General features: G+C 60.9%; 21 protein-coding genes. 7 read left to right on the forward strand and 14 right to left on the reverse strand.

The features are described from left to right. Positions 1-174: 174 nt before the first annotated feature. From ABVS03_RS03990 to ABVS03_RS04010, 5 genes are all read right to left on the reverse strand, one after another. The gene (locus ABVS03_RS03990) at positions 175-1152 is read right to left on the reverse strand and encodes a type I phosphomannose isomerase catalytic subunit (RefSeq protein WP_368018130.1); all 978 of its coding nucleotides are present in this window, start codon (positions 1150-1152) and stop codon (positions 175-177) included. 209 nt (positions 1153-1361) lie between these two features. Continuing rightward, positions 1362-2390: a helix-turn-helix domain-containing protein gene (locus ABVS03_RS03995; RefSeq protein ID WP_368018131.1), complete on the reverse strand. Its 1029-nt coding sequence runs from the start codon at positions 2388-2390 to the stop codon at positions 1362-1364. A gap of 158 nt (positions 2391-2548) precedes the next feature. Continuing rightward, positions 2549-5218: a ferrous iron transporter B gene (locus ABVS03_RS04000; protein WP_368018132.1), complete on the reverse strand. Its 2670-nt coding sequence runs from the start codon at positions 5216-5218 to the stop codon at positions 2549-2551. Between the two features lie 127 nt (positions 5219-5345). After that, positions 5346-5588, reverse strand: coding sequence for a ferrous iron transport protein A (locus ABVS03_RS04005; protein WP_330972464.1), 243 nt, complete (start codon positions 5586-5588; stop codon positions 5346-5348). Positions 5589-5629: 41 nt separating this feature from the next. After that, positions 5630-5908, reverse strand: a complete 279-nt coding sequence (locus ABVS03_RS04010; RefSeq protein WP_330972463.1) for a FeoA family protein — start codon at positions 5906-5908, stop codon at positions 5630-5632. A 584-nt stretch (positions 5909-6492) separates the two neighbouring features. On the opposite strand from ABVS03_RS04010, the gene ABVS03_RS04015 reads away from it, so the two are divergent. Then, on the forward strand, positions 6493-6921 hold the full coding sequence (locus ABVS03_RS04015; RefSeq protein WP_368018133.1) for a hypothetical protein: 429 nt from the start codon (positions 6493-6495) through the stop codon (positions 6919-6921). Between the two features lie 133 nt (positions 6922-7054). Here ABVS03_RS04015 and ABVS03_RS04020 read toward each other — a convergent pair whose 3' ends face one another. Together ABVS03_RS04020 and aspS are read right to left on the reverse strand one after the other, a co-directional pair. Next, positions 7055-9793 (reverse strand): phosphoenolpyruvate carboxylase, encoded by a 2739-nt coding sequence (locus ABVS03_RS04020; protein WP_368018134.1) that lies wholly within the window; start codon positions 9791-9793, stop codon positions 7055-7057. Between the two features lie 175 nt (positions 9794-9968). Beyond that, the gene (aspS, locus tag ABVS03_RS04025) at positions 9969-11738 is read right to left on the reverse strand and encodes an aspartate--tRNA ligase (RefSeq protein ID WP_368018135.1); all 1770 of its coding nucleotides are present in this window, start codon (positions 11736-11738) and stop codon (positions 9969-9971) included. 392 nt (positions 11739-12130) lie between these two features. On the opposite strand from aspS, the gene ABVS03_RS04030 reads away from it, so the two are divergent. The 4 genes from ABVS03_RS04030 to ABVS03_RS04045 all read left to right on the forward strand — a co-directional run bounded on the left by ABVS03_RS04030 (position 12131) and on the right by ABVS03_RS04045 (position 15031). Then, positions 12131-12814 (forward strand): HAD family hydrolase, encoded by a 684-nt coding sequence (locus tag ABVS03_RS04030; RefSeq protein ID WP_330972459.1) that lies wholly within the window; start codon positions 12131-12133, stop codon positions 12812-12814. 150 nt (positions 12815-12964) lie between these two features. Then, the gene (gene tnpA / locus ABVS03_RS04035) at positions 12965-13357 is read left to right on the forward strand and encodes an IS200/IS605 family transposase (RefSeq protein WP_330972458.1); all 393 of its coding nucleotides are present in this window, start codon (positions 12965-12967) and stop codon (positions 13355-13357) included. Positions 13358-13363: 6 nt separating this feature from the next. Then, positions 13364-14533 carry an IS200/IS605 family element RNA-guided endonuclease TnpB gene (gene tnpB, locus ABVS03_RS04040; RefSeq protein ID WP_368018136.1) on the forward strand — a complete coding sequence of 390 codons (1170 nt, stop codon included), beginning with the start codon at positions 13364-13366 and terminating at the stop codon, positions 14531-14533. 192 nt (positions 14534-14725) lie between these two features. After that, a complete protein-coding gene (locus tag ABVS03_RS04045; protein WP_330972456.1) occupies positions 14726-15031 on the forward strand; it encodes a CDP-alcohol phosphatidyltransferase in 306 nt (101 codons plus the stop codon). Between the two features lie 120 nt (positions 15032-15151). Here ABVS03_RS04045 and ABVS03_RS04050 read toward each other — a convergent pair whose 3' ends face one another. The 3 genes from ABVS03_RS04050 to ABVS03_RS04060 form a co-directional block, all read right to left on the reverse strand. Continuing rightward, positions 15152-16756, reverse strand: coding sequence for a 4Fe-4S dicluster domain-containing protein (locus ABVS03_RS04050; protein ID WP_330972455.1), 1605 nt, complete (start codon positions 16754-16756; stop codon positions 15152-15154). 121 nt (positions 16757-16877) lie between these two features. Next, complete coding sequence (locus tag ABVS03_RS04055; RefSeq protein ID WP_368018137.1) at positions 16878-17852, reverse strand: RluA family pseudouridine synthase; 975 nt, start codon at positions 17850-17852, stop codon at positions 16878-16880. Continuing rightward, positions 17842-18783 carry a LysR family transcriptional regulator gene (locus tag ABVS03_RS04060; RefSeq protein WP_368018138.1) on the reverse strand — a complete coding sequence of 314 codons (942 nt, stop codon included), beginning with the start codon at positions 18781-18783 and terminating at the stop codon, positions 17842-17844. Before ABVS03_RS04060 ends, ABVS03_RS04055 begins: the two co-directional genes overlap by 11 nt. Before the next feature lie 228 nt (positions 18784-19011). Between ABVS03_RS04060 and ABVS03_RS04065 the strand changes: the two genes are divergently transcribed. After that, positions 19012-20397: a Na+/H+ antiporter NhaC family protein gene (locus ABVS03_RS04065; protein ID WP_368018139.1), complete on the forward strand. Its 1386-nt coding sequence runs from the start codon at positions 19012-19014 to the stop codon at positions 20395-20397. Between the two features lie 389 nt (positions 20398-20786). Here ABVS03_RS04065 and ABVS03_RS04070 read toward each other — a convergent pair whose 3' ends face one another. Beyond that, the gene (locus ABVS03_RS04070) at positions 20787-21434 is read right to left on the reverse strand and encodes a bifunctional 4-hydroxy-2-oxoglutarate aldolase/2-dehydro-3-deoxy-phosphogluconate aldolase (protein WP_368018140.1); all 648 of its coding nucleotides are present in this window, start codon (positions 21432-21434) and stop codon (positions 20787-20789) included. 21 nt (positions 21435-21455) lie between these two features. Then, positions 21456-22484 (reverse strand): PfkB family carbohydrate kinase, encoded by a 1029-nt coding sequence (locus tag ABVS03_RS04075; RefSeq protein WP_368018141.1) that lies wholly within the window; start codon positions 22482-22484, stop codon positions 21456-21458. 302 nt (positions 22485-22786) lie between these two features. Here ABVS03_RS04075 and ABVS03_RS04080 point away from each other — a divergent pair, with 302 nt between their 5' ends. Beyond that, entirely contained in the window at positions 22787-23515 is a 729-nt protein-coding gene (locus ABVS03_RS04080) for a GntR family transcriptional regulator (RefSeq protein ID WP_330972449.1), read from the forward strand. Here ABVS03_RS04080 and ABVS03_RS04085 read toward each other — a convergent pair. Together ABVS03_RS04085 and cbiM are read right to left on the reverse strand one after the other, a co-directional pair. Beyond that, the gene (locus ABVS03_RS04085) at positions 23512-24336 is read right to left on the reverse strand and encodes an energy-coupling factor transporter transmembrane protein EcfT (protein WP_368018142.1); all 825 of its coding nucleotides are present in this window, start codon (positions 24334-24336) and stop codon (positions 23512-23514) included. The two genes, ABVS03_RS04080 and ABVS03_RS04085, sit on opposite strands and share 4 nt — an antisense overlap. Then, on the reverse strand, positions 24323-25336 hold the full coding sequence (gene cbiM / locus ABVS03_RS04090; protein ID WP_368018143.1) for a cobalt transporter CbiM: 1014 nt from the start codon (positions 25334-25336) through the stop codon (positions 24323-24325). The genes ABVS03_RS04085 and cbiM overlap by 14 nt, the downstream gene beginning before the upstream one ends. Positions 25337-25457: the final 121 nt, after the last annotated feature.

Below are 25457 nucleotides of genomic sequence, written 5' to 3' on the forward strand. Positions count from 1 at the left end.
CTCCAAAGATTCGAGCACTGCTTCGCGTGTGGATATGTTTGCTGTGACTAACTTAGCAGATACAGCCAGTTGTTTGCTCAGGTTTACTTCTCTCCACATCCTGCACACATATGAAAGCAGGGCTGGATGGCTATCCGTCCAGCCCTGCATGCCATCTGTCCTGGAATCTCTTCCCTACTCCGGCAGGTGCGAGGTAATTGCCGAGAGCTCTCCTTCAAACTCCATCGTGCCCGCGTCGGCAAGAGCGAGGAAGTGGGAGCCCTTCTTCAAGGGGTAGCGCGTGCCACATACCGTGACCGCGCCTTCGCCTGCATAGACGCTCACGCACATGAACGGCCACTTCTGCTCGATCGACTTCTTCCCTTCGACACGCACGCGGTCGACGACGAACTTCGGGCAGTCCATGAGCTCGGTGACACCGTCCACCTCAGGAGCGCGCACCTTTCCGTCCTTCGGTGGCACCTGGGCGTAGTCCACGACATCGCAGGACTGGTCGATATGGAGCTGGCGCTTCGTGCCATCCGGCTGCACACGGTCGTAGTCATAGACCCTATAGGTGACATCGGACGACTGCTGCGTCTCGATCACGAGCGTGCCGGCGCAGAGGGCATGGATCGTGCCCGGCAGCACCTCGAAGAAGTCTCCGGTGTGGATGGGGACCTTGTTGAGGAGCCTGTCCCACTCCCCTGCCTCGACCATCGAGCGGAACTCCTCGGCGTTCTTGGCATGCTGGCCGATGATGATCTGGGCACCCTCGTCTGCATGCACGACATACCAGCACTCGCGCTTGCCGAGCGAGCCGTTCTCATGCGCTCCGGCATAGGCATCATCCGGGTGCACCTGGACAGAGAGGCTGTCGGAGGCATCGAGGATCTTGATGAGGAGAGGGAAGCGTCCCTGGTCGCCTTCGCAGTTCGCGAAGAGCTCGCGGTGCTGATCCCAGAGCTCGGAGAGGCGCATGCCGTCAAAGGGGCCGCCGGTGATCGTGCAGTCCCCTGCCGGATGGGCGCTGATGGCCCAGCATTCGCCGATCTTCCCATCCGGAATCTTGTAGCCGAACTCGGTCTCGAGCTTCCTGCCGCCCCAGATCTTCGGCACGAAGATCGGCTTCATGAAGACGACGCCCACAGGCGCCCCAGTATATCCTGCCATGCGACTCTCCCTTGTTCCGCAATTGGATGCCACTGTATCCTGCCTGCATAAGCGTAAGGGGCTTGCCGCTGCTATGCAAGCATATTGAACATGTCTTCTTTATTTCTGTACATGTCTTTTATGCCCATACAGGAGAGGCTGTCCGGATTGTCTCCAGACAGCCTCGCGAAATGTCCTATGTCTCCAGAGGGCAGGACAGGAGCTTCCCTTCAGCCTGCAACGCCTCTTTCTGCCAAGGTCCTGCTCCTCCAGGCATGGGGCGTCTCCCCCATCGTGTCGGAGAAGGCCTTCGTGAACTTCGAGGGGTTCGCATAGCCCACCGAGGAGGCGACCTCTGCAATCGTGAGATCGGTCGTCTTCAGGGTCTCCGCTGCCTGCTTGATGCGGTAGGCACGGTACCACTGATAGATCGGCTGGCCGAAGGTCTCGCGGAACGCTTCCTTGAGCACGGTCGGCGAGGTACCGCACATCGTTGCCAAGGTCGTGATCGTAATCGGCGTCGCGAGGTTGCCCATCATGATCTGCTGCGCCCTTGAAGCCAGCTCGACGTGGGAGAGCCTCGTCGTCCTTCTGTGGCCCATGTCCTGGGGCTGTGCAGCCTTCGGATCTGCCTTCGTGAGCAGCTGGAGCGCCTCGACCGCCTTGAGCCGGTACATGCTCTTCGACGCTTCGGCATGGCCGAAGCACAGAAGCTCGAACGTGCCGACGAGCTCGGGGCGAGCCGGCACCACATGGAGCTTCTCCTTCTCATGCGCAAGCGAGCGCACCGCTGAGGGGTCCACCCCGAAGGTCATGAGCACACGCCGTGCCTCGGCACGCATCGCACGTGAAAGGACGATTGCGCAGCCTTTCACATAGCCGACAGGGCACCTGAGCACAAGACGGCGCTCATCGGATGCAGCGATGCCGACCTCGCCGATCTGGACGACGGAAGAGAGCTCGTCTTCACGGTCGAACTCAGCTGAGCCCTGCTTGATGTAGACGATATCGATCGTATCATGGAGGTTCAGGCGCGCTGGCACCTCATAGAACTCGCCCAGAACCTTGCTCTTGAGCTCGAACTGCACAAGCGAGATGCCGGGGAAGAGCTCGACGATCGTCGCTTCTCCACGCGTGCCATCATCTGCTGCGACCTGGTAGTGGACCGTGCTCGCGGCACGATGTGCCTCATTCGTGAGCGAGAAGCTCGTGACAGGCTGAGCGCTGTTCCAGGCACGTGGCTGGTTCGTATCGTCCATCACAGGCTCCTTTCCAGCCGGTCGCGGATCGTGACGCAGGCAAGGCTCACCAGACCGGAAAGCATCACTGCATCGAAGAGTTCCATAAGGTGTGCTCCCAACATAGCAGAAGCGCTGCCGCTGTGGTGCAGCAGCGCTTTGCCAAACACGCACGGTGACTAGGCGACGTCTGCATCCAGCGTCGTCAGGATCTTGTCGTCTTCCTTGTCCCACTTCGGCATCGGCTTGAAAAGCTGATAGAGGATGAGAGCCAGAAGCACGAAGGCTACGACTGTCCAGAATCCGAAGTTGCCGAGGACGAACAGCTCCCAGAGCTGGTTGATGATGCAGCCGACAACCCAGGCGAAGCCGCACTCATAGCCGATTGCGAACCAGAACCACTTGGGGTCGTTCATCTGGGAACGGATCGTGCCCATTGCTGCGAAGCACGGAGCGTCGAGCATGTTGAAGGCGACGAAGGCGCACATGGCACCGGCGTGAAGGACACCAGCAGGATCGGTGAACATGGCAGCGAAGCCATTCCACATCGTGACGGAGTTCTCCGTTGCATCGCCCAGGCCATAGAGCGAGCCGAACGTGCCGACGAGGTTCTCCTTTGCGATGAGGGCGGAGATAGAAGCAGCGGTTGCCTGCCAGTAGTCGCAGCCGAGCGGCGCGAAGATGAAGCCAAGAGCGTTGCCCACAGCAGCGAGCAGCGAGTAGTCCATGTAGTCGTCGCCAGCGCCTTCCATGCCCTCGAGGAAACCGAAGGAGCCGGAGCCGCCTTCCCAGGAAGCGAAGCCGAAGCGGGAGAGCACCCAGATGCCAACAGCTGCGGCGAAGATGATCGTGCCTGCCTTCTTGATGTAGGCGCTCACACGCTCCCACACATGCAGCCACCAGGAGCGGATGGACGGGAAGTGGTAGTTGGGAAGCTCCATAACGAAGGGAGCAGGCTCGCCTGCGAAGGGCTTCGTCTTCTTGAGCATGATGGCGGAGATGATGATGGCGGCAAGGCCCATGAAGTAGAACATAGGCGCGACCCACCACATCGTGGAGCCGCCGGCGAGGACGCCCATCACAAGGGCGATGATCGGGGTCTTTGCGGAGCACGGAATCATGGTCGTGAGCATGGCCGTCATGCGGCGGTCCTTCTCGTTCTCGATCGTCTTCGTAGAGAGGACGCCCGGAACGCCGCAGCCAGAGGAGACGATCATCGGGATGAAGGACTTGCCGGAGAGGCCGAAGCGGCGGAAGACGCGGTCCATGACAAAGGCAACACGGGACATGTAGCCGCAGTCCTCAAGGAAGCAGAGAAGCACGAAGAGCACGAACATCTGCGGGATGAAGCCAAGGACGGAGCCCACGCCGCCGATGACGCCCTCGACCACAAGGGAGATCACGACGTCGGATGCGCCGGCTGCCGTGAGGGCATCCGTCACAGCGTCAGGGATGGAAGGAACGAAGCCATCGTAGTCGGCAGGATCGGGCTCGTCTGCCATGCCGTCGACAGCCGTCTCGAAGTCTGCGAGCGTGACCGTATCGATTGCATCGATCGTCTGGCCGGCAGCTGCAACAGGGCTGCCATCAGAGTCGAGCGTCGTGATCACATTGCCGTCGGTATCGGTGTAGTTGCCATCCTCGTCCGTCGTCGGGACGTCCGTGGCAACGACACCTGCTGCACCTGCTGCTTCCTCGAAGTCAGCAATCGTGACTGCATCCTCGTCCGTCGGATCCTCGGCGTCGATGGCCTCCTGGACGCCGTCCGTGTCGACGCCTGCAGCGTCAGCTGCTGCGATGTAGCCAGAGATCTGGTCGGCGTAGTGGTTGTCGGTCCACGCCTCGTTGTCCTCGTCGTAGGCATCCTGGCCCGTGGCGCTCACGAAGAAGCCGTCGCCGAAGAGCTGGTCATTGACCCAGTCCGTGGCAGCCGTGCCGACCGTGCCGATTGCGATGTAATAGACAAGGCAGATGACAGCGACGAAGATCGGGATGCCGAGCCAGCGGTTCGTGACGATGCGGTCGATCTTCTCCGACGTCGAGAGCTTCTTCGGTGCCTTCTTGACGCAGGACGCTATCACATCGGCGATCCAGTCATAGCGGTCGGACGTGATGATGGACTCGGCGTCGTCGTCACGCTCCTTCTCGAGTGCAGAGATGACCTTCTCGCAGGCATCGAGATCGGCCTTGGAAAGGCCAAGAGGCTTGATGGCCTGGGCATCGCGCTCGAAGACCTTGATCGTGTACCAGCGGAGCTCTTCAGGCTGTGCCTTGCGCTCGATCGCCTTCGAGATCTTGCCCAAGGCCTCTTCGACCTCAGGAGAGAAGCACTTCGTGCCCGCAGTCGCCTTGCCAGCCTTGGCTGCAGCGATGGCCTGCTTCACGAGCTCGTCGAGGTTCTTGCCGTGGAGAGCGGAGACCTCGACCACAGGCACGCCGAGCATCTCGGAAAGCTTCTTCGTGTCGACGACGTCGCCGCGCTCCTTCAGAAGGTCGCACATGTTGAGGCCGACGACGACCGGACGTCCTGTCTCCAGGATCTGGGTCGTGAGGTAGAGGTTGCGCTCGAGGTTCGTGACGTCGATGAGGTCTATCACGGCATCAGGACGATCTCCGAGAAGATAGTCGCGGGAGACGACCTCCTCAGGAGAGTACGGGGAGAGGGAGTAGATGCCCGGCAGGTCGACAAACGTCACGTTCTTGTCTTCTCGCCAGTCTGCCATCTTCTTCTCGACCGTGACGCCCGGCCAGTTGCCGACATAGCCGTTCGATCCGGTCAGCTCGTTGAAGAGCGTGGTCTTGCCGCAGTTCGGGTTTCCTGCAAGACCGATATAGATGCTATCCGCCATTTCCTGCCTTCCTTGTGGAGCGAATATGGTGCCACGCTGTGCCCACCTGTTAGCCAAATGCTACTTTGTTGGAAACAATTGTTAGTTATGGCTTACTTGTTGGGCAAATAAAAAAGGGGGTCTCCCCCTAGCGCTCTCCGTCTGCGACGTCCTTGACCTCGACGCAGGCAGCCTCATCCTTGCGGACGGAAAGCTCGTAGCCACGCACGGTGAGCTCGATCGGGTCGCCGAGAGGTGCCACCTTCTTCACATAGACATCGGTGCCCTTGGTGAGGCCCATGTCCATGATGCGGCGCTTGATTGCGCCCGTGCCCGTGAGCTTCGCGACCGTTGCGCTCTGCCCTACCTTCACGTCTCTCAGAGTTGGCATTATGCTCCTTCCATCAAGCTGCAGAAAAAATCCTGCTGCCCTTAATACACAGAGATATGCGATGTCATCGTTCTGTTGAGGCCGAACGTCGCACCCTTGACAGAGACGATGCAGTCGCCGTTCACGCGGCTCACGACCTTGACTTCAGCTCCCTCGATGAAGCCCATCTCAGCAAGATGCTGCCTGAGCTCCTTCGAGCCACGGACCTTGGAAACCACGGCCGTCTGTCCCGCTTCCACCATGGACAGCGGCAGGTTTGCCGCGGAGACATGGGATGCCATGTTCTGGCCTGCACCTATCCGTGCCATATCTACCTCCATGCGTGTCCTTTCTTGGTCGCAGCAGGATGAGTCTGGTCCTGCGGTCCCCAAAGTTATACGGAGTTGATTTACGCAAAGTGTATACCGCTGCAAACTCATCTGGAAGGGATAAATTGTGAGATTGGTCGAACTTTTTTGCTCCAATAAGCCACATATCCTGCCAGATGGGCCACTCCATGAAGCCAAATATGGCCGTCTGCCTGACAGAATATGCCGCAGGCAGAAAAACTCTTTCCTTTTTGCCACCTCTCCAGAACGACACCCACACGTTGCAGGTGCGCCCTGGAGGACGCCCGCATAGACATCCGGATACATTTCTGGCCATATGCCTCAGGTCCAGCGAAGATGCAGGACAGCTTCCCGGCAAGAAGGTGGCACAGCGGAAGGTGCGGCTTCGCTTGCCGACGAATTCTTGCGTTCTCCGATGGATCGAGCTGCCAGGCTGAAATGATTCCAAACTCAGCTTAGGCAGCAGCTCCGGCGGAAGCCATCAATGGCTGCCCGGAGATAGAGGACATCTTTTCCAAAGGAGCTCAGATGCCTGCCATATCAGCCCCCAGCCCTTGCAGAAAAGGAGGACAGCCATGAGGCCACAGATACGCACCTTCGACAGACGCGATGCTCTATCCCTGGCAGTCATGCTCATCTCGATAGCTGCCTCAATTGTCTACTGGTTCTTCCTTGCCGGCCAGGCAGCATACACGTACAACGCCTTTCCCGATGCTCTGTATCGCTACCTTGTCGAGCCTGTGATGCTGGGGTCGGCTGCATTCTTCCTTGCAAGCCATCTCCAAGCACGCATCGCAGCCAAAGCATCAACGCTCCATGCAGCCAAGACCGTCTGCCTGCTCCTGGTTGCCGTCTATATCGTCTGCCTCGGTGCGGTCATAGCGTTCGGGACAGCGATGGCATACGAGCTGCTCGTGGCCTTCATGGGATATATGCAGGTGTTCCTGCGCTTTGCTCCCGTCTTCATAGGAGCGATCCTGGGCATCAGGATGGCTGAGAGATAGCACATGCTGGCAGCCATGCTCTCGTTCATCCTCGGGCATCGTCTTCTTGCGTGCTGGCAGGCATGGCGCATAAGGAAACGCTCCCCTTCCCGGAGGAAGAGGAGCGCTGATGAAGTATATGTCTGGGAAAACCTCACCCGGTGTTCTGGAGGCCTGCGGCAACTCCGGAGACAGTGCAGAGGATAAGGAAGATGAAGCGCTCCTTCTCCTCGGGTGTGAGCTTCTCGGACTCGTCCTCGCGCCTCAGGCGGTCAAGCGCCTTCATCTGCATGATCGAAAGCGCATTCACGAACGGCAGACGTGCACGGACAACCGGGCCGAGGACGCGGCGGTGCTGGAGCGGCCCATCCTCGTTGAGGATGGCAAAGACCCACTTCTTCGTGAGCGCGAGCTCGTCCATGACCATCTCGGAGAGCTCGGGCCTGTTGCCGAGGCCCATGTACATCCAGGCGATGCGCTCGTCGGTCTTGGCAAGAGACATCTCGATGTTGTCGATGAAGGTCTGGAAGAGCGGCCACTCCGCATAGGCATGGCGGAGAGCATCGAGGTCCCCGAAGGCCTCGCAGGCGCTTCCCAGGCCGTACCAGGCAGCGAGGTTGATGCGTGCCTGGCTCCAGCTGAAGATCCAGGGGATCGTGCGCAGGTCGTCCAAGGACTTTGCACCGAGGCCACGCTTGGCAGGACGTGAGCCGATAGGCAGAAGACCAATCTCGGCAAGCGGCGTGACACAGCTGAACCACTCGGCAAAGCCATCCTGGTTCAGGAGCTTGAGGTAGGTCTCGCGCGATTCCTTCTCGAGCTCTGCGGCCATATCGTGGTACTTCTCGGTGTAGATCGTATTGATCTTGCCGATCTCAGGCGAGGAGTGCATGAGCGTTGCTGCTGCGACAGACTCGACATGGCGGCGGGCAAGCACAGGATTGCCGTAGCGGGCAAAGATGACCTCGCCCTGCTCCGTGAGCTTGAAGCAGCAGTTGACAGAGCCTCTCGGCTGCGCGAGCACAGCGTGGTTTGCCGGGCCGCCGCCACGGCCGACAGCACCGCCACGGCCATGCATGAGGACAAGGTCGATGTTGTTGGCCTGGGCCCAGTCGGCAATCTCCTTCTGTGCCTTGTGGAGCACGAGGGTAGCCGAAGTCGGGCCTGCATCCTTCGAGGAGTCGGAGTAGCCGAGCATGACCTCGAGACGGCGGTTCGTCTGGGCAAGGCGCTTCTTCACGTCGGGGAGCTCGATGATCTGGGAGAGCGTCGTGACGGCGTTCTCGAGGTCCTCGACCTGCTCGAAGAGCGGAATCACATCGAGCGTCGGGACGTCCTTCTCATGGGCGAAGGAGAGGCGTGCCAGCTCATAGACATCTGCCACGTTCTGGGCGCTCTTCGTGAACGAGATGATGTAGCGGCGTGCAGCCTCGACGCCGTTCTTGCGCTGGATGGCACCGATAGCGCGGAACGTGTCCACGACTTCGCGCGTCATCGGCTGCAGCTGGCCTGTGCGGCCATGCTCCTTGAGGTCGGCAAGGGCGCGGGAGTGCACGACCGAGTGCTGGCGGAACTCCATCTGCACCATGTTGAAGCCGAAGGTCTCGGTCTGCCAGATGAGCGTCTGGAGAAGGCCATATGCCTCACGGACAGCGCCTGCCTCGACAAGCGAGTCCTGCACGACGCGCAGGTCGCCCAGGAACTCATCTGCATCTGCATACATGAGGTCTGCCGTGCGGGCAATCGTTGCACGCAGGCGCTCTGCCATGACGAGCATGACAGCACGATGGAGCTCCGAGACAGAGATCAGCATCACACGGTTGCAGAGCTCTTCGTTCATCTCGAGCTGGTGGCTCCAGAGATTCTGAAGCGCTGCAGAGGGCTTCGTCGAGCCCGACTCCATCGTGAGCGAGCGTCCGACATATTCCGTCGCGTCGGCAAGCTTCGTGAGCATATGCACGCGGAACTTCTCTGCGACCTTGCGCGAGACCTTTGCCGTGACATTCGGGTTGCCATCGCGGTCAGACCCGATCCAGGAGCCCAGACGGAAGAAGGCTGGGCAGACCGGCTTCACGGTGCCGGCCTTGCTTCCAAGCTCCCAGTCATCGAAGCGGCGATAGACCTTCGGAATCATCTCGAAGAGCGTCGAATCGAAGATATCGATGATGGTGTCAGCCTCTTCGACCGGCGTCGGCTTCTTCGCAGCGATGGGAGACGTGCGGAAGAGCGAGTCAATCTCCTGGAGCATGCGGCGCTCGTTCTCCGCAAGCTCCGTGCCACCCAGAGATGGCCTCTCTGCAAGAAGGTCTGCGATGCGGCGGATCTTTGCGGTCACGGCCTTGCGGCGCGCCTCGGTCGGATGTGCCGTGAAGACCGGGTGGAACTCGAGACGGTTCAGGAAGGAGTCTGCCTTGTCCTTGCCAACCTCTTCGATCAGGCGGTGGTAGGAAACCGTGATCTCGTTCACGGGGTCTTCGGCAGAGTCCGTCGGCACGACACGCTCGCGGCGGCGGAGCGAGCTCACACGGTAGTCTTCCTCAGCGATATTCGCGAGATGGAAATACGTCGCGAAGGCACGCGTCAGATACTGCTCCTCCTCGAGCGTCAGCTTGTCGATGAGGCGCACAGCCTGCGTATAGGCTTCGTCCTTGTCCGCCTCAGAGATGTCTTCGTCATTTGCATGGACCATGTACTCGAGCAGAAGATCGAAGCTGCTGCAGAGCTTGGAATCGTACTCCTTGAGGACACGCCTCGTCAGACGCAGGAACAGCTCCATGTTGTGGCGGAGCTCCTGGGGAATGCGGACCTCGGACAGGGCGGAAGCGGCAGCGGCACGCTCATTCGAAGCGTTCCTCTGTGCCTGCGCTTCCCAATGGGAATCAAATTGGGGCATGTACTACCTCCCACGTAGAGATTCACGCCGTTCACGGAAAATTCTATCACCAGAACATTCCAGAATTATTTCGTGCCGCACCCCACAGACTCCTGACAAGGCCGACACATTGCACGGAAAAAGCCGGCCAGGACAGGTGTCCCAGCCGGCTTTGCGGACATCTTCTGCCTTGCTCCTACATGAGGCGCAGGGAGACTTCCTTGAGCTGTGCCATGGAGACCTCGGACGGAGCATCGCTCATGAGGTCGGAGCCGGAGCTCGTCTTCGGGAATGCCATGACTTCCCTGATGGAGTCAGAGCCCGTGAGCAGCATGCAGACACGGTCGAGACCGAGTGCGAAGCCGCCCATAGGAGGCGCACCATAGGTGAGTGCCTCCATCAGGAAGCCGAACTGGGCCTTCGCGCGCTCAGGCGTGAAGCCGAGCTTCTCGAGGATCTTCTCCTGGAGCTGGGCGTTGTGGATACGCATGCCACCGCCGCCCGCCTCGTAGCCATCCATTACGAAGTCATAGGTGTGCGAGCCGATTGCAAGAGGATCGGTGTCGAGCAGGTCGATCTGGTCCTCATTCGGCTGCGTGAACGGCTGGTGCTCGGAGTCGAGGCACTTCCTGTCCTCGTCCCAGTGGAACAGCGGGAAGTTCACGACCCAGAGGAAGTCATGGCCTTCGCGCTTGATATCGAGGGCATCAGCCATGTGGTTGCGCATGCCGCCCAGGATCTCGTCTGCATGGAGACGGTCTGCCACGGCGAACATCACGAGGTCGCCCGGCTCGACGTCCATCTCCTTGCGGAGTGCTGCCATCTCCTCATCGGAGAAGAACTTCACGATCGGGCTCGTGACGGAGCCATCCTCGCGGAAGGCGATGTAGGCAAGGCCCTTGGCACCGAAGGTCGCTGCCACATCGGCGAGACGGTCGATCTTGGCGCGGGGCCACTTGCCGGCACCCTTGGCGTTGATGGCCTTGACATACTGGCCCTCGGTCTGGGCAGCAGAGGCGAAGAGCTTGAACTTCGACTGGCCGAAGATCGGCGTCACGTCGTGCAGCGTCATGCCGAAGCGGGTATCCGGCTTGTCGATGCCGTAGGTATCCATGGCATCCCAGTACTCGATGCGGCGCAGCGGCAGCTGCATCTCGACGCCCATGGCACCGAAGGCATCCTTCAGCACCTCTTCGAGCTCGCCCATCACGTCGTCCTGGGTGACGAAGCTCATCTCGACGTCGACCTGGGTGAACTCAGGCTGGCGGTCTGCACGAAGATCCTCGTCGCGGAAGCACTTGGCGACCTGGCAGTAGCGCTCGACGCCGCCGACCATGAGGAGCTGCTTCAGGAGCTGCGGAGACTGCGGCAGGGCATAGAAGTGGCCTGGCTGCGTGCGGCTCGGCACGAGGAAGTCGCGGGCGCCTTCCGGCGTGGACTTGAAGAGGGCCGGAGTCTCGACCTCCATGAACTCATGCTTGTGCAGTGCCTCGCGGATCGCGAACGTGAAGTCGGAGCGCAGCTTCAGGTTATGCATCATCTTCGGACGGCGCAGGTCGAGGTAGCGGTAGCGCAGGCGCACATCCTCGGCTGTATCCACGTGGTCCTCGATCTGGAACGGGGTCGTCTTCGAAGTGTTCAGGACCTCGATCGTGGAGACGAGCACCTCGATCTCGCCCGTTGCGAGCTTCTCGTTTGCCATGCCCTCAGGACGCTCGCGCACGGTGCCCGTGACAAGGATCGGCCACTCGGTACGGATGGTCTCGGCCGTATGGAAGGCCGTGCCGCCGGAGTGCTCAGGGTCGAATGAAACCTGCGTCATGCCCTCGCGGTCGCGCAGGTCGACGAAGATGAGGCCGCCATGGTCCCTTCTGTGCCACACCCATCCTGCAAGCGTGACTTCCTGGCCGATGTCTGATTTGCGCAGCTCCCCGCAGGTGCGGGTATGCATGCTGTGCTGGTCCATATGAGATATCCTCTCATCTGTGCCGTCCCGTGCCGTAACGGACGGCTCCCGACAGATGGCGCGGGGTGCGTAGACAGCGTCCCCGCACACGCGTCGGCCATTGTACTCCAGAAGGCAGGGCGGCCGCGGCAAGCCTCACGGAACGTTACCAGCCTGCCACGAAACTCCAGAGAGCGCATGGCTGCCCGATGCCCCTCCGGCACTCCCCTCTCATGCATAAGCCGGGAGATTCATTCAGGAAGCTGCTCCACCAGGATGCGCTCATGCGTCCAGACACTACCGTCTGCCTGCCTTTTTGCGCATGAGTGGGGAAAATGCTAGCCTAGGTGCGTAATTTTTCTTGTGGATAAGGACTAAGACCATACGAGGCCACAGGTCCAGGGAGGCAGTCCATGGCATACGCAGCAGCGATATTCGATCTCGATGGGACGCTCCTCGATACGCTCGACGACCTCTATGACGCGGTGAACTATGCGCTTGGCCTCTATGAGCTGCCGCTCAAGAGCAAGGATGAGGTCCGCTGGGCCATCGGCAATGGCATCCGCAATCTCGTGCGCACCTGCCTTCCGAAGGACGCCGATGAAGGCACGTTCGAAGAGGTCTTCGTCGCCTTCAAGAGCTACTACCGCGAGCACTCGATGGACAAGACCCGCCCCTATCCGGGCATCGCAGCCGTGCTTCGGCACCTCCGCACGCGCGGCATCCGCTGTGCCGTCGTCTCGAACAAGGCAGACGCTGCCGTCCAGACACTCATCGACCACTTCTTCCCCGGCGAGTTCGATGCAATCGTCGGCGAGCGCGAGGCAGAAGGCATCCGCAAGAAGCCGGCACCCGATACCGTGAACGAGGTCATGCGTGTCCTCGGCATGAAGAAGAAGGATGTCGTCTACATCGGCGACTCCGAGGTCGATATCGAGACCGCCGCAAACGCCCAGTGCGACTGCATCGCCGTGACCTGGGGCTTCCGCGTCCGCGAATTCCTCGAGGACAAGGGGGCGCCTGTTCTTGCCGAGACGCCGGAGCAGCTCGAGCACCTCATCACCGGCGAAGGGCTCGACGGCACGGCCGCTGCCTGATCTGGCCGCATCCATTCAGATTCTCTTGCATTTCGCGTAGCGCCTTTGGCGATTATCAAAAGCGCCGTAAAACCCCTGTCTTTAGGCATGGGGATATAAGGCGCATCGCCGCAGACGATATTAGATAGGGATCCATGGTATAATCCTTCCATGGACTACAAGAGCAACAACAACGTCGTCTACAGCTGCAGGTACCACGTGGTCTTCTGCCCGAAGTACCGCCGCCCCGTGCTCGTGGACGGCGTGGACGAGCGCTTCAGGCAGATAGCGCGGCAGGTCGCGGACGAGCTCTCCTTCGAGATCATAGAGATGGAGGTCATGCCGGACCACGTCCACATGCTCCTTGAGGTGGACCCGCAGCTCGGCATCCACAGGGCCGTGAAGCGCCTCAAGGGCAGGACCAGCCACGACCTGAGGGAGGAGTTCCCCTGGCTCAGGAAGAGGCTGCCCTCGCTCTGGACGAACAGCTACTTCGTCTCCACCGTGGGCGGCGCCCCGCTTGCGGCCGTCAGGCGGTACATCGAGAGCCAGAAGAACGTGTGACCCATCATGGACATGACGTTTGAATACAGGATCTACCCGAGCGCTGCCCAACGCGTGCAGCTTGCCAGGACCTTCGGATGCTGCCGGTGGGTCTACAACCGAGTGCTCCAGATGCGGAAAGAGGAATACGAGCGGGACAAGAAGACCCGATCCATCAATTCCTATATCACGCAGATACCCATCTGGAAGAAGGACGAGGCCCCTTGGCTTGCCGAAGCGGACTCCATGGCCCTGCAGCAATCCCTGCGCGATCTCGACAAGGCGTACAAGAACTTCTTCAGAAGCCCTGGAAGGGTAGGGTTCCCCCGGTTCAAGTCGAAATCAGGTGCAAGACAGAGCTACCGCACCAACAGCATCTCGATCGTGGACGCCCGCCATGTGAAGCTTCCGAAACTGGGGAGCGTCAGGGCGAGAATCACCCGGCCCGTCCGGGGGCGGATCCTCTCCGCAACCGTCAAGAAGGTACCCTCCGGCGAATATTTCGTGGCCGTCTGCTGCACGGACTGCCCAGAACCGGATATGCCGCAGGGTGACGTCGAGGTCATGGGCATAGACGCCGGCATCCGCTGCCTGATGGCCCGCTCGGACGGCGAGGTGGTTGCCAGCCCCAAGAGCCTCACCAAGTCAGAGAAGAGATTGGCCCGCGAGCAGAGGAGGCTCTCCAGGAAGAAGAAGGGTTCGAAGAGGCGGGCCAGGCAGCGGGTCCGGGTGGCCCGCATCCATGAGAAGATTGCGAACCAGAGGAAGGACGCCATCCACAAGGCCACGACGGAAGCGGTGCGCGAGAGCCAAGCCATCGCCGTCGAGGACCTGAACGTGAAGGGCATGGAGAAGAACCGCCGCCTTGCCAGGGCCGTGGCGGACGCAAGCATGTCAGAGATGATCCGCCAGCTCCAGTACAAGTGCGCCTGGTACGGGCGTGCCTTCGTGAAGGTGGGGAGGTTCTACCCGTCCAGCAAGACGTGCTCGTGCTGCGGCTACGTGAACAAGAACGTCGTGCTTGGGGTCGAGAGCTGGACATGCCCCGAGTGCGGGGCCCGCCACGACCGAGACCTCAACGCGGCGAAGAACATCGCCGCCGAGGGCGCGAGGCTGCTGGCGGAGGGAAACGGTACCGCAGGGCTTGCGGGAACCGGGGGCGCGCAAGCGCCCCGAACGCTCGTGGAGCAGGCGTAAGACCCGCCCCCGCGCATGCGGGGGAAGGCTATCTGCTGTGAAGCGAGAATCCCCTGGCTTTAGCCATGGGGAGTGTCAATCGGTGAGGGCGCTATTTCCGTCACTGGCCCAAGCGGATGTATGAGTTTGTTCAAGGAACGGTATAGTGAGTGCAAGCACGTTGGGTCTGGCCCTTCGACGAAAGGACATGCCATGGGAAAGAGAGCATCCGAGGCACTCGATATCAATTACGATCAGCTGGCTGACTACCTCCACAGCCATCACTCCGTCTACATGAAGATCGATAGCAAGGTCTACTACCTGACCGACGTGAACTACGAAGCATGGCGCGCACAGGACACCAGCCAGCGCAACGAAAAGGGCCACTACATCGACTGCTCCGATCTCGTTGACACTGTGGACGAGTTCCTGGCACTTCCGTTCGTCGGCGGAAAGACGATCAAGGACGTCTTCGACGGCGCCACGTTCTATGCCTCCATCAAGGGAGACAAGGAGTAGACACTCCAGACCCAAGACATGCAGCAGGGCCCGCCAGATGGCAGGCCCTGCTTTTTCATGCCATCGTCTCATGAGAAAGGGCGCCTTCCTTCCGGAGGGCGCCCTTCGAAGCATCAGGTACTACTCGGCCTTCGGTGCCGTCGGCAGATCTTCCGGATGCACGCCGTCATCTGCGTACTCGAGGTCGTGGATGAGGCCACGGAACTCGTTGTCGACCGCGTTCTTGTGCGGCGAGCGGGCCGCATAGCGGTGCACGGCTGCTGCCGACTTGTTGATCGCGACGAGGGTACCGGCGCCTGCGACGCAGCCGCCCGGGCATGCCATGCCCTCGAGCAGGTATCCCTGATACTTGCCCTTGACGGCGTCCTTCATCATCTTGCGGCACTCCTCGAGGCCGCCGGCCTGGGCCGTCTTGACCTCGGCATCAGGATGGTCGCGCTTGATGACGTTCACGACAGCATTCGCGACGCCGCCTGCGACAGCGAAGTTCCTGCCGTCCGTGGATGCGACATCGAAGTCGGACTTGTTGTCGTCGGCAAGTGCGAGGTAGTCGATGCCACGTGCCTCCATCATGCCGGCCATCTCCTCGAACGTGAGGACGAAGTCGACCTCGGAACGCACGGAGCGGCGCATGGCCTCGAGCTTCTTTGCGGAGCACGGCCCCACGAAGACGATCCTTGCCTTCGGATGCTGGGAGCGCACCATGCGTGCCGTCAATGTCATCGGCGTCAGTGCCATCGAGATGCAGTCGGCATACTTCGGGAACTCCTTCTTTGCCATCGAGCTCCAGGCCGGGCAGCACGACGTGCCCATGAACGGCAGCTTGTCAGGCACCTCCTCGAGGAAGTCCTCTGCCTCCTGGACGGAGCACAGGTCAGCACCGAGTGCGACCTCCTCGACGCCGGAGAAGCCGAGGAGCTTGAATGCTTCGCGGAGCTTGCCGACATTGCCCTTGCCGCCGAACTGGCCGACGAAGGCAGGGGCGACGATTGCGATGACCTCCTGGCCTGCCAGGATGGCCATGGCGACCTGGACGATCTGGGACTTGTCTGCGATAGCGCCGAACGGGCAGTTGATGAGGCACTGGCCGCAGGCAACGCACTTGTCCTGGTCGATCTCTGCGTGTCCCTGTGCATCGGAGCCGATGGCATGCATGCCGCAGGCGTCAGCGCACGGGCGCACGTAGTGATAGATGGCATGGTACGGGCAGGTGCGGGCGCACATGCCACAGTGGATGCAGAGGTCCTGGTCGATGAAGGCCTTCTTGTCCTTGAAGGAGATGGCCTTCTTCGGGCAGATCTCGCGGCAGGGGTGCGCAAGGCAGCCCTGGCACATGTTCGTGACCTCGTAGATGTTGTCCTTGCAGGCATTGCAGGCGAACTTGATCACGTTGATCAGAGGCGGCTCGTAGTAGTGCTCAGGACCTGCGGCATCAGCGAGGCCATCCGAGATATGCGCCGGCCTGTCGACGCCCTGGAGCGAAAGGCCTGCAGCCAGACGGATGCGCTCCGAGACGATGGCACGCTCGAGGAACACGGACTCGCGGTAGGTGGCCACGTCTCCCGGAATGATCTTGTACGGCAGCTCCTCGAATGCCTTGTCGAAGTCAGCAAGCGTCCAGTTCGGATTCCTGCCGTTGTCGTAGATGACTTTTGCTACTTCGCGGAATACGGACCGGCGGATTGCCGTCAGGTTCGTATAGACGCCACGCATGGTGTCAGCCATGAATGCCCCTCTCCGAGCATTGGAACAGATTTACGTTGCTTCCCTGTTTCCAAGTCTACCGAACTCAGGAAGGCAAAGCGTGCTCAAGGATGCAAAAACCTGCACTTTCCAGCTTGGCGTCTCATCGTTTCCGCGACTCCCATGCTGCGAGTGCACGCTCTATCTCGTTGCCTCCGAAGAGCGAACGGAAGCTCTCAGGCACAGGGGCCGTGGCGGAGAGCTTCTCCCCTGTCACAGGATGGACAAACGACTCCCGCCAGCAGTGGAGCTGAAGGCCGAAGCGCTCGTGTCCGCCCCTCATCCCGTAGAGCGCATCCCCCAGGATCGGGTGTCCCTCAGAGGCCAGATGCACGCGGATCTGGTGCTTCCTGCCGGTGCCGAGCGAGACGAGGGCAAGCGTGAGGCCGCCCTTCCGAAGGAGCCTCCAAACCGTGGTCTTCGCATCCTTGCCGGAAGGAGAGACGCGCATGCGCCTTGCATCGTGGCGGTCGCGCCCGAGAGGCGCTGCAATCACATGCGGCCCTTCAGGCAAAGATCCCCGCACGCAGGCCAGATAGAGCTTCTCCATTGCATGCCCTGCGACAAGCGTGTCCAGGCCTCCCTGAAACTCCGGGGCAAGCGAGAAGAGGACGCACCCTGTCGTATCCTCATCGAGCCGCTGCACAGCCTGGGCAGAGGCGCTCCTGCCTTCTTCCTCAAGATGCTTCCTGACACGCGCTGTGAGCGTATCCGTCTTGCCGCCTGTCCCATCCGAATGCACGAGGATGCCAGAAGGCTTGTCGGCGCAGAGCAGGAACGCATCCTCGAAGAGGATATCGGCAGCACGCGCTGCTGCAGCCGGCGCATCGGGACCTTCTGCTGCGTCCTTCCTGAGGACAAGCTCGACCAGATCTCCTGCATCCAGGGCATCTGCTGGCCTGAGCGGCCCGGCATCTCTCGAGAGGCGCCTCTCCTCAAAGATCTCCTTCCTCTGCGTCTTCGAGACGCCGGCAGCCTCGAGGAGCGCATCTGCTGTCACGTCCGCATCCACAACGAATGAGACCCTTGCGTCATCAGCCTCGGCGATATGGTACGGACGCATATCCTTATCCCTCATGGTGCATCTCTCCCACTTCTTCGGCGAGCGTCTTGTAGAAGGCTTCGGTCGCGCTCCAGATATGGTCTGCCTTCCTCCAGGCAACGTTGATCCAGTAGAGCGCCTTGTCTCCGAGATGGATGAGCCGGACCTGCGTCTGCTCCTCCTCTGAAAGAGAGGAGAAGACGAGCCTCCTCGGGCAGAAGAAGGCACCTGCCCCCTTCGCACAGAGGTCGAGCAGGGTCTCCGTATTGGACGAGGTGACCTGGATTGTCGGCGTGATGCCCGACTCGCGGAAGGCCTGGCGTGCCAGATCTCCCGGAATGTCGCGCTTGCCCAAGAGCAGGAACGGGCAGTCGGCAAGAGGCTGGAGCGTGCCCTTCCTCTCCACCTCAGCTACGACCTCATCCTCATGGCCCTGATAGAGCTTCGAGAGGAGCTCCTTTGCAACGACAAGCACGACCTCCTCCCGGTAGAGATCCTGGACGGAAAGGCCGGGGATATCCTTTGGCACGGTCGCAACAATCAGGTCGAGCTGCCCTGCCTGAAGGCTCTCGATGAGCTCCTCGTTCTCCTCCTCGACGAGATCCACCTCGATGCCGGGGCGCCTGCGCTGGTAGGCAGCGATCGAGCGGGGCATGATGAAATGGGAGCGGGTCGAGGCGATGCCGACACGGAGAAGGCCACGCTCATCTCCTGCGATGTCCTGGAACTCCTGCTGCATCGAGCGCTCGAGGTCCTGCATCCTGCGGGCATAGCCCAAGAAGACCCCGCCCGCATAGGTGAGCTCGAGCGGCACCTTGCGGATGATGAGACGGACGCCGAGCTCATGCTCGACGCCTGCGATATGGGCCGAGAGCGTCTGCTGGGTGATGCCGAGGCGCGAGGAGGCCTTCGTGAAGCTGCGCTCCTCTGCAAGCGCAATGAAGTAGCTCATGGTAGAGAAGTTCACAGAGTCTCCTTGCCTCTATGCAGACAGTGCCTCATTCCATGCGTCCTGTTTCCGACAGCAGAGAGACGGACTGTCTGTGACCTGCGGAAACGTGCCCGAAACAAAGGAACTGTCGAGTTACAAGATTTCTTTGTATTCATAACCGAATATAACAGTTGGACTCATTGTTTCAAGGGTCCTATCCTGCTTTTCGCGCTCAGGAAAGAAATGCTCTCAGGAAGGTCCGCCATGACAGAATCCATCGTACTCGCCGTCTTTGCCGCGATGCTTGTCGCAGGCATTGCAGCTGGCGTGCCCATCGTCTGGATCCTCGTAGCGGGCCTTGCCCTCTTCTCCGGCTATGCGCTGAAGCAGGGCCACAGCGTCCGCGAGGTAGCGCACATGGCAGGAAGTGGCATGAAGTCTGTCCGCGATGTCCTCATCCTCTACCTCATCGTCGGCATGATGTGCGCGGCATGGAGGGCTTCGGGCACGATCCCCTATACCGTGAGCGTCTGCGCAAGCCTCATGACCCCTCCCATCTTCATCCTCATGACCTTCCTTGCCTGCTGCCTCATGTCCACCCTCATGGGCACCTCGACCGGCACCGCTGCGACGATGGGCGTCATCTGCATGACGATCGCATCGGCAATGGGTGCAGACAAGGTCCTCACAGGCGGCGCAATCCTTGCCGGCTCCTTCTTCGGCGACCGCATGAGCCCGATGAGCGGCTCTGCCCTCCTCGTTGCCGGTCTCACGAAGACCGAAGTCACGAAGAACGTGCTCAGGATGGCAAAGACAGCTGCCGTGCCCTTCGCGCTCACTTGCCTCATCTATGCAGCCTTCGGCTTCACGACGCAGCACGCCTCCTCGATGCCGCAGATGGCATCCATCTTCTCCCGCTCGTTCCACATGGGCTGGGTCCTTGCCATTCCTGCCCTTGCAATCGTCGTCCTCTCGCTCATGCGCGTTCCCGTCAAGAAGACGATGCTTGCATCGCTCGTGCTTGCCTGCATCATCTGCATAGCTGTCCAGGGCGTGGCACCTCAGGATCTTCCAGGCCTCCTCATCTTCGGCTATACGTCGACGGACCGCACGATCGCCTCGATGCTTGATGGCGGAGGGGTGCTGTCAATGATGAACGTCGCTTCGATCATCCTTGTGAGCTCGACCTACTCGGGCATCTTCGATGGGACGGGGCTTCTGCGTGGCGTCTGCTCGAAGGTCTGGGAGCTCTCGAACCGCTCGACGCCCTTCCTCGGCGTCCTCGTGACGAGCTTCATCGCGAACTGCATGGCCTGCAACCAGACGCTCTCGATCATGCTGACCGACCAGATCTGCCGCCCGACCGAGGGCACCGGCACCGCACTTGCCCTCGACCTCGAGAACAGCGCAGTCGTCCTTGCCGGCATCATCCCCTGGAGCCTCTCCTGCGTGGCTGTGCTCTCCTTCATCGGTGCCCCTTCGACCTCGGTCGTCTTCGCCTGCTTCCTCTACCTCCTGCCGCTCTGGACGCTCCTCATCTCCTATGCGGTGCACCACGACAAGAGCTTCGTGAAGAAGACGCCAGGCCAGCTCCTTGGCCTCACGACGGACGACGTGGCACAGCCTGCACAGCTTCCGCTTGCTGCCTAGCACGTCCTAACCAAAGCATCTATTGCCTGCAGCCTCTCCGGCACGTCCGGGGAGGCTGCATTGCTCTCAGCTCCCTTGCCTTGCAGAGGGGAACTCCATCTCGGCTCCCATCCTCTCCTGGAACAGGAGAGCTGGCAGGAGCAGGCCTGCTCTCCCCCTCTCCGAGACGAGCAGGAGCAGACAGGGCGAAGCAGGCTCTTCAAGGGCCATGGCATCGCCTCTGCCTCCAGAAATCCTTTCCAGGCACGAAGCAGCCTCTGCTGCCTATTGCCTCAGCCGATCCTCCTTCTATGCACATGAAGGCGCCCTCCGGATGCAATCAGTCCGGAGGGCGCCTTCAAAGCTTGTACGGCTCTTCCTGGGGGAAAGGAGGAAGCCAGGAAGAGGGGCTATGCGCGGGTGGAGCGGACGATCTCGGCCGCTTCCTTCGTGAGGGCGAGCATCTCGTCGAAGCGGTGCTCGCGGATCATCTGGGGCTTGACCATCCAGGTGCCGCCGCAGGCGATGATGGCAGGATCTGCGAGGTAGGCTGCGAGGTTCTGGGCATTCACGCCTCCTGTCGGCATGAACCTATGGCCCACAAAGACGGAGGCAAGCGCCTTGATCGTGGCAAGGCCGCCATACTGGGCAGCCGGGAAGAACTTCGTGACCTCGAGGCCTGCATTCACGAGAGCCGTGACCTCGGTCGGGGTGACGCCTGCCGGGATGGTCGGAACCTTGTTGTCGAGACACCACTCGACGACGTCCATGTTGTAGCCCGGGGAGACGATGAACTTGGCACCTGCGTCGACAGCACGCTTTGCCTGCTCGACGGTGAGCACGGTGCCAGCACCGGCCATGATGTCAGGGCACTCGTCTGCCATGATCTTGATCGACTCGGCGGCGGCGTCCGTGCGGAACGTCACCTCGGCAGAAGGAAGGCCGCCCTCGACGAGGACCTCGGCAAGCGGCTTTGCGTCCTCTGCCTTGTCCAGCACGACGACAGGCACGACACCCATCTTCTCGACATTCTCGTAGAAAGAATCCATGTAAGACATATCTGTCTCCTCACTTGTTTTCTAGCGGCTGACCCTGAGACCTGCACCCTTTGCAGCTACCGCTGCGATATCCTCTGCCGTGGCGAAGTTCGAATCGCCCTTGATCGTGAGCTTCAGGACGGATGCGGCAATCGCGTAGGATGCAGCTGCATCGTAGTCCATCCCGTGAAGCAGGGCGTGGATGAGGCCTGCTGCGAAGGCATCGCCTCCAGCGACCCCCTCGAGCACATGCATGTGATGCACCGAAGAGAAGTGCGCCTTCCCGTCTGCATAGATCATGCCCATCCAGTCGGAGTCCTCGACGGAGCGGATGTCGCGGATGACGGAAGCGACCATCTTGACGCCGTAGGTGCGGACAAGCTCGTCTGCAATCTGGACGTAGGCATCCTTCTCCTCGATGCCCGTGGCAAGGGAGCCCGAGCCATAGGAGATGCCAAGGCAGGAAGGGGCATCCTCGTCGTTTGCGATGCAGATATCGACGAGCGGAAGGGCACGCTTCCAGAACTTCTTTGCCTCGTCTGGCGTCCAGAGCTTGCGGTAGTTGAGGTCGGCGACGGTCACGATGCCGTGCTTCCTTGCAGCCGCCAGTGCCTCATAAGCGGCCTCTGCCATCTCCGGGCACACAGCCGGCGTGACGCCGCTCACATAGAAGACGCTGACGCCGTCGAGAATCTCATCCCAGTCGAAGTCCGTGTGGGATCCGAGATTCATCGCGGAGTACTTGCGGTCATAGACGCAGCCATTCGAGCGCTCGGAAGCGCCGATCTCGAAGAAGTAGCTGCCGAGACGGTCGCCCTTGCGCACGACGCGGCTCACGTCGACGCCGTAGGCAGAAAGGCTCCTCAATGCGCAGTCGCCGATGCGGCTTTCCGGCACGATGGAGACGAATGCTGCATCATCCTTCTGATATGCCAGAGAGAACGCGACGTTCGCCTCTGCCCCGCCATACCGCACATCGAACGAATTTGCCTGCTCAAGGCGTAGATGATCGGGAGGCGACAGCCTCATCATGATCTCTCCGAAGGTCAGAACCTTGCCTTCAAGCTTCATGCTCCATCCTTTCCGGCGCAGATCCGCCTGCCCCTCTGGGCTCCTGCGGCTCTGTCTCTCTCAACGATTCCAAATCTAGCATGTTAGTTATCCGTTGTATAGAGGAAATCTTGCCAGATGGAGGAAATCTATGCGAACGGATATTCAGGAGCTGCCTCAGCTGCAGCCCGCGTCTTTCCTGCTGACGCACAAGTAATTGCCCGAATGCCGCCGTTTGGCCGACAGATGCAGCTCTCTCTATTTCTTGGATGCTAGTTTGCGTGGTATGCTAGCCGAGAAAGGTACGAGAGGAGATTCCATCCATGGCAGGGACGACAGAGCAGGTCGAAGAGCGCCAGGAAGCAGCCGAGCTTCCCGACAAGCAGCAGGACGAGGCATACGAGCGCCTGAAGCGCGGCATCATCGAGTTCGAGTATCTTCCCGGACAGCGCCTCTCTGCCAAGGATGTGCGCGAGACCTTCGGCGTCGGCAGGACGCCGGTACGCGAGGCAATCGTGCGCCTGCAGCAGGAAGGCCTTGTCTATACGAAGGCCAAGAGCGGCAGCTATGTCTCCCTCATCGATATGGATGCGGCCAAGAGCGCCCATTTCCTGCGCCTCAATATCGAGCGTCCTGTCGTGCGCGAGGCAGCAGCACGCTGCACGGAAGAGAGCCTCTCGGGCATGCGCGCCACGATCGAAGCGCAGAAGGCAGCCGTCAGGAGCCATGACCAGAGGGCCTTCTTCGATGCAGACAACGCGATGCACGAAGCGATCTATACGATTGCCGGCAGGACCTACGAGTGGGCCTGGCTTGCACGCGGCGCTGTCGACCTCGACCGCTTCCGCTGGCTCCATGTGAAGGCACGCGGCCTCGGCTGGCAGTCCATCCTGGACGAGCACGAGCAGCTCCTTGGCGCCCTCGTGCACCACGATCCCGAAGAGGCAGCCTACCTCGTCGAACACCATCTCCATGTGATGCTCGACGAAAAGGAAGAGGTCCTCTCTGCCTTCCCCGACTATTTCAAGAACGCAGAGGACCAGACAGCCTAGAGGACGCCTTCGAGCACAAGGAAAGCCACCACAAGCAGGATGGCGCCTGCCGCCCAGAGCGCATCGGCCGGACGGAATGCGAGCGTGTCGGGCACGATATAGTCCCCCTCGAAGCCGCGGCAGCGCATGGCATCCGAGGTCGTCTTCGCTGCCTGCTGCGCCTTCAGGAGCACGACGCCGCCGACGCCGCCCAGGGCGCTTCCCTTCTCGTGGTTCCTGCCGACGCTTCGCATCTTCAGGGACCCGAGCACCTCGAGCGCCGTCTGTCCGAGGTCATAGATGCTCTTCAATGCCAGCTCGACAGTCAGGATGAAGACATTCGGCACATGGAAGGCGCGAAGCGCCCCGGTGAGCTCGGAGAGCGGCGTCGAGAGCGCCACGATCATTGCGATCGAGACCGAGACGAAGACCTTCGTGCCGATAAGAAGCGCCGAGCTCGCCTGTCCCAGAAGGATGGCTGGAAGCATCAGGAGGGCACTCAGGATGGCTGCTCCCGCAGATGTCTTCAAGCAGCGCGAAAGCGCCTTCTGCGGCAGCAGCGCCATGCGCACGAGCGTGACAGCAAGAAGCAGAAGCGTGAATGCGAAGTTCGTGGCACAGGAGCCGAGGATGATGGCAAGAAGGCCAAGCGCGAGCTTCACGGGAGCAGAGGGAGAGAGCGCCCAGGGCCTGCCTCCATCAAGCCTCAGGCGTGCCAGGACCCCTGCCACGGCCTCCATGCTCTTGCGTATGAATGAATCCCTGTCAGCTGCAGGCTCGTAGCGCTCATCTGTCAGCAGCCACTCAGGCAGCTCCCGTGCCTCTTCCCTATCGCGTGCCAAAATCGACCTTCTGCTTTCCTCCTGCTGCGAGAAGCCGGAACACGATCACGAGCACGGCGGCGCCAATCACGGCAGAAAGGACATAGCCAGCCCAGTCTGGAAGCGCCCCGAACGAATAGTCAGGAATGAGCGCCTCCCACATCCAGCCAGAGGAAAGGCCTCGAGGTGCATAACCGACCGCAGCGCTCACATCTTCGGGCGCCCATTCTCCCCACGCATCGCCTTCGGCCAGAAGGCCGAGCGGCACAAGCACGATGAGGGCACACATCAAGGCTGCCATCGCCCTGCTCGAGCGGGAGGCGTCCTTGTCCGCCGCACCGAGCCCCTCGATTCCGAAGGAAGGGGCAGCCTTCCTCACATAGGCCAGGATGCCGACCGTGAAGATTGCCTCGGCAGCGCCCGCCACCGTGAGGTGCCCTGCAAGCATCGCAGGGACCGAGACCCAGAGCGGATAAGGACAATAGAGCGCGTTGCCGGCAGCATCCGTGAAGAGGAGGGGCTGGATGCCGAACTCGATGCCAGCTGAGAGCGCCGCTGCATTGATTGCGACGTAGGAGGCAATGCCTGCAGCCACAAGCTCGGATCTCAACGAAGACGCACCCTTCTTCCGGTGCATGAGCCAGGTATAGATGCCATACCCCACCTGCGGCAGGACGAAGGCCATGTTGAAGCAGTTTGCGCCGAATGCCAGAATCCCGCCATCGCCGAAAAGGATGGCCTGGAGCGCGAGCGCAACCGAGAGCGCAATCGTCGCTGCCCAGGGGCCAAAGAGTATCGCGATCAGGGTGCCGCACACGGCGTGCCCTGTCGTGCCTCCGGGAATCGGCACATTGAACATCATCGCGAGGAAGCTGAAGGCAGCAGCGAGGCCCAGAAGAGGCATCTTGTCCTTCGGCACGGTCTCGCGCACGCGCCTTGTGGCATGGACCCAGACGGGGACCATGGCAGCGGCGAGCACGCCGCAGGTCGAAGGGCTCAGATAGTTTTCGGGGATATGCATGCGTGGCCTTTCTGAATTGCGTCGGGTCTGCTCCTTTTTTATAGCAGAGCGGACACAGGGAAGCCATCCTCTTGGCAATCAAAACCGCTTGCGGAAAACGCTTGCTCATCCTGTCTGGGCA

It is taken from the genome of Olsenella sp. AGMB03486, from assembly GCF_040884255.1.
GTDB classification, from domain to species: Bacteria; Actinomycetota; Coriobacteriia; order Coriobacteriales; family Atopobiaceae; genus Olsenella_L; species Olsenella_L kribbiana.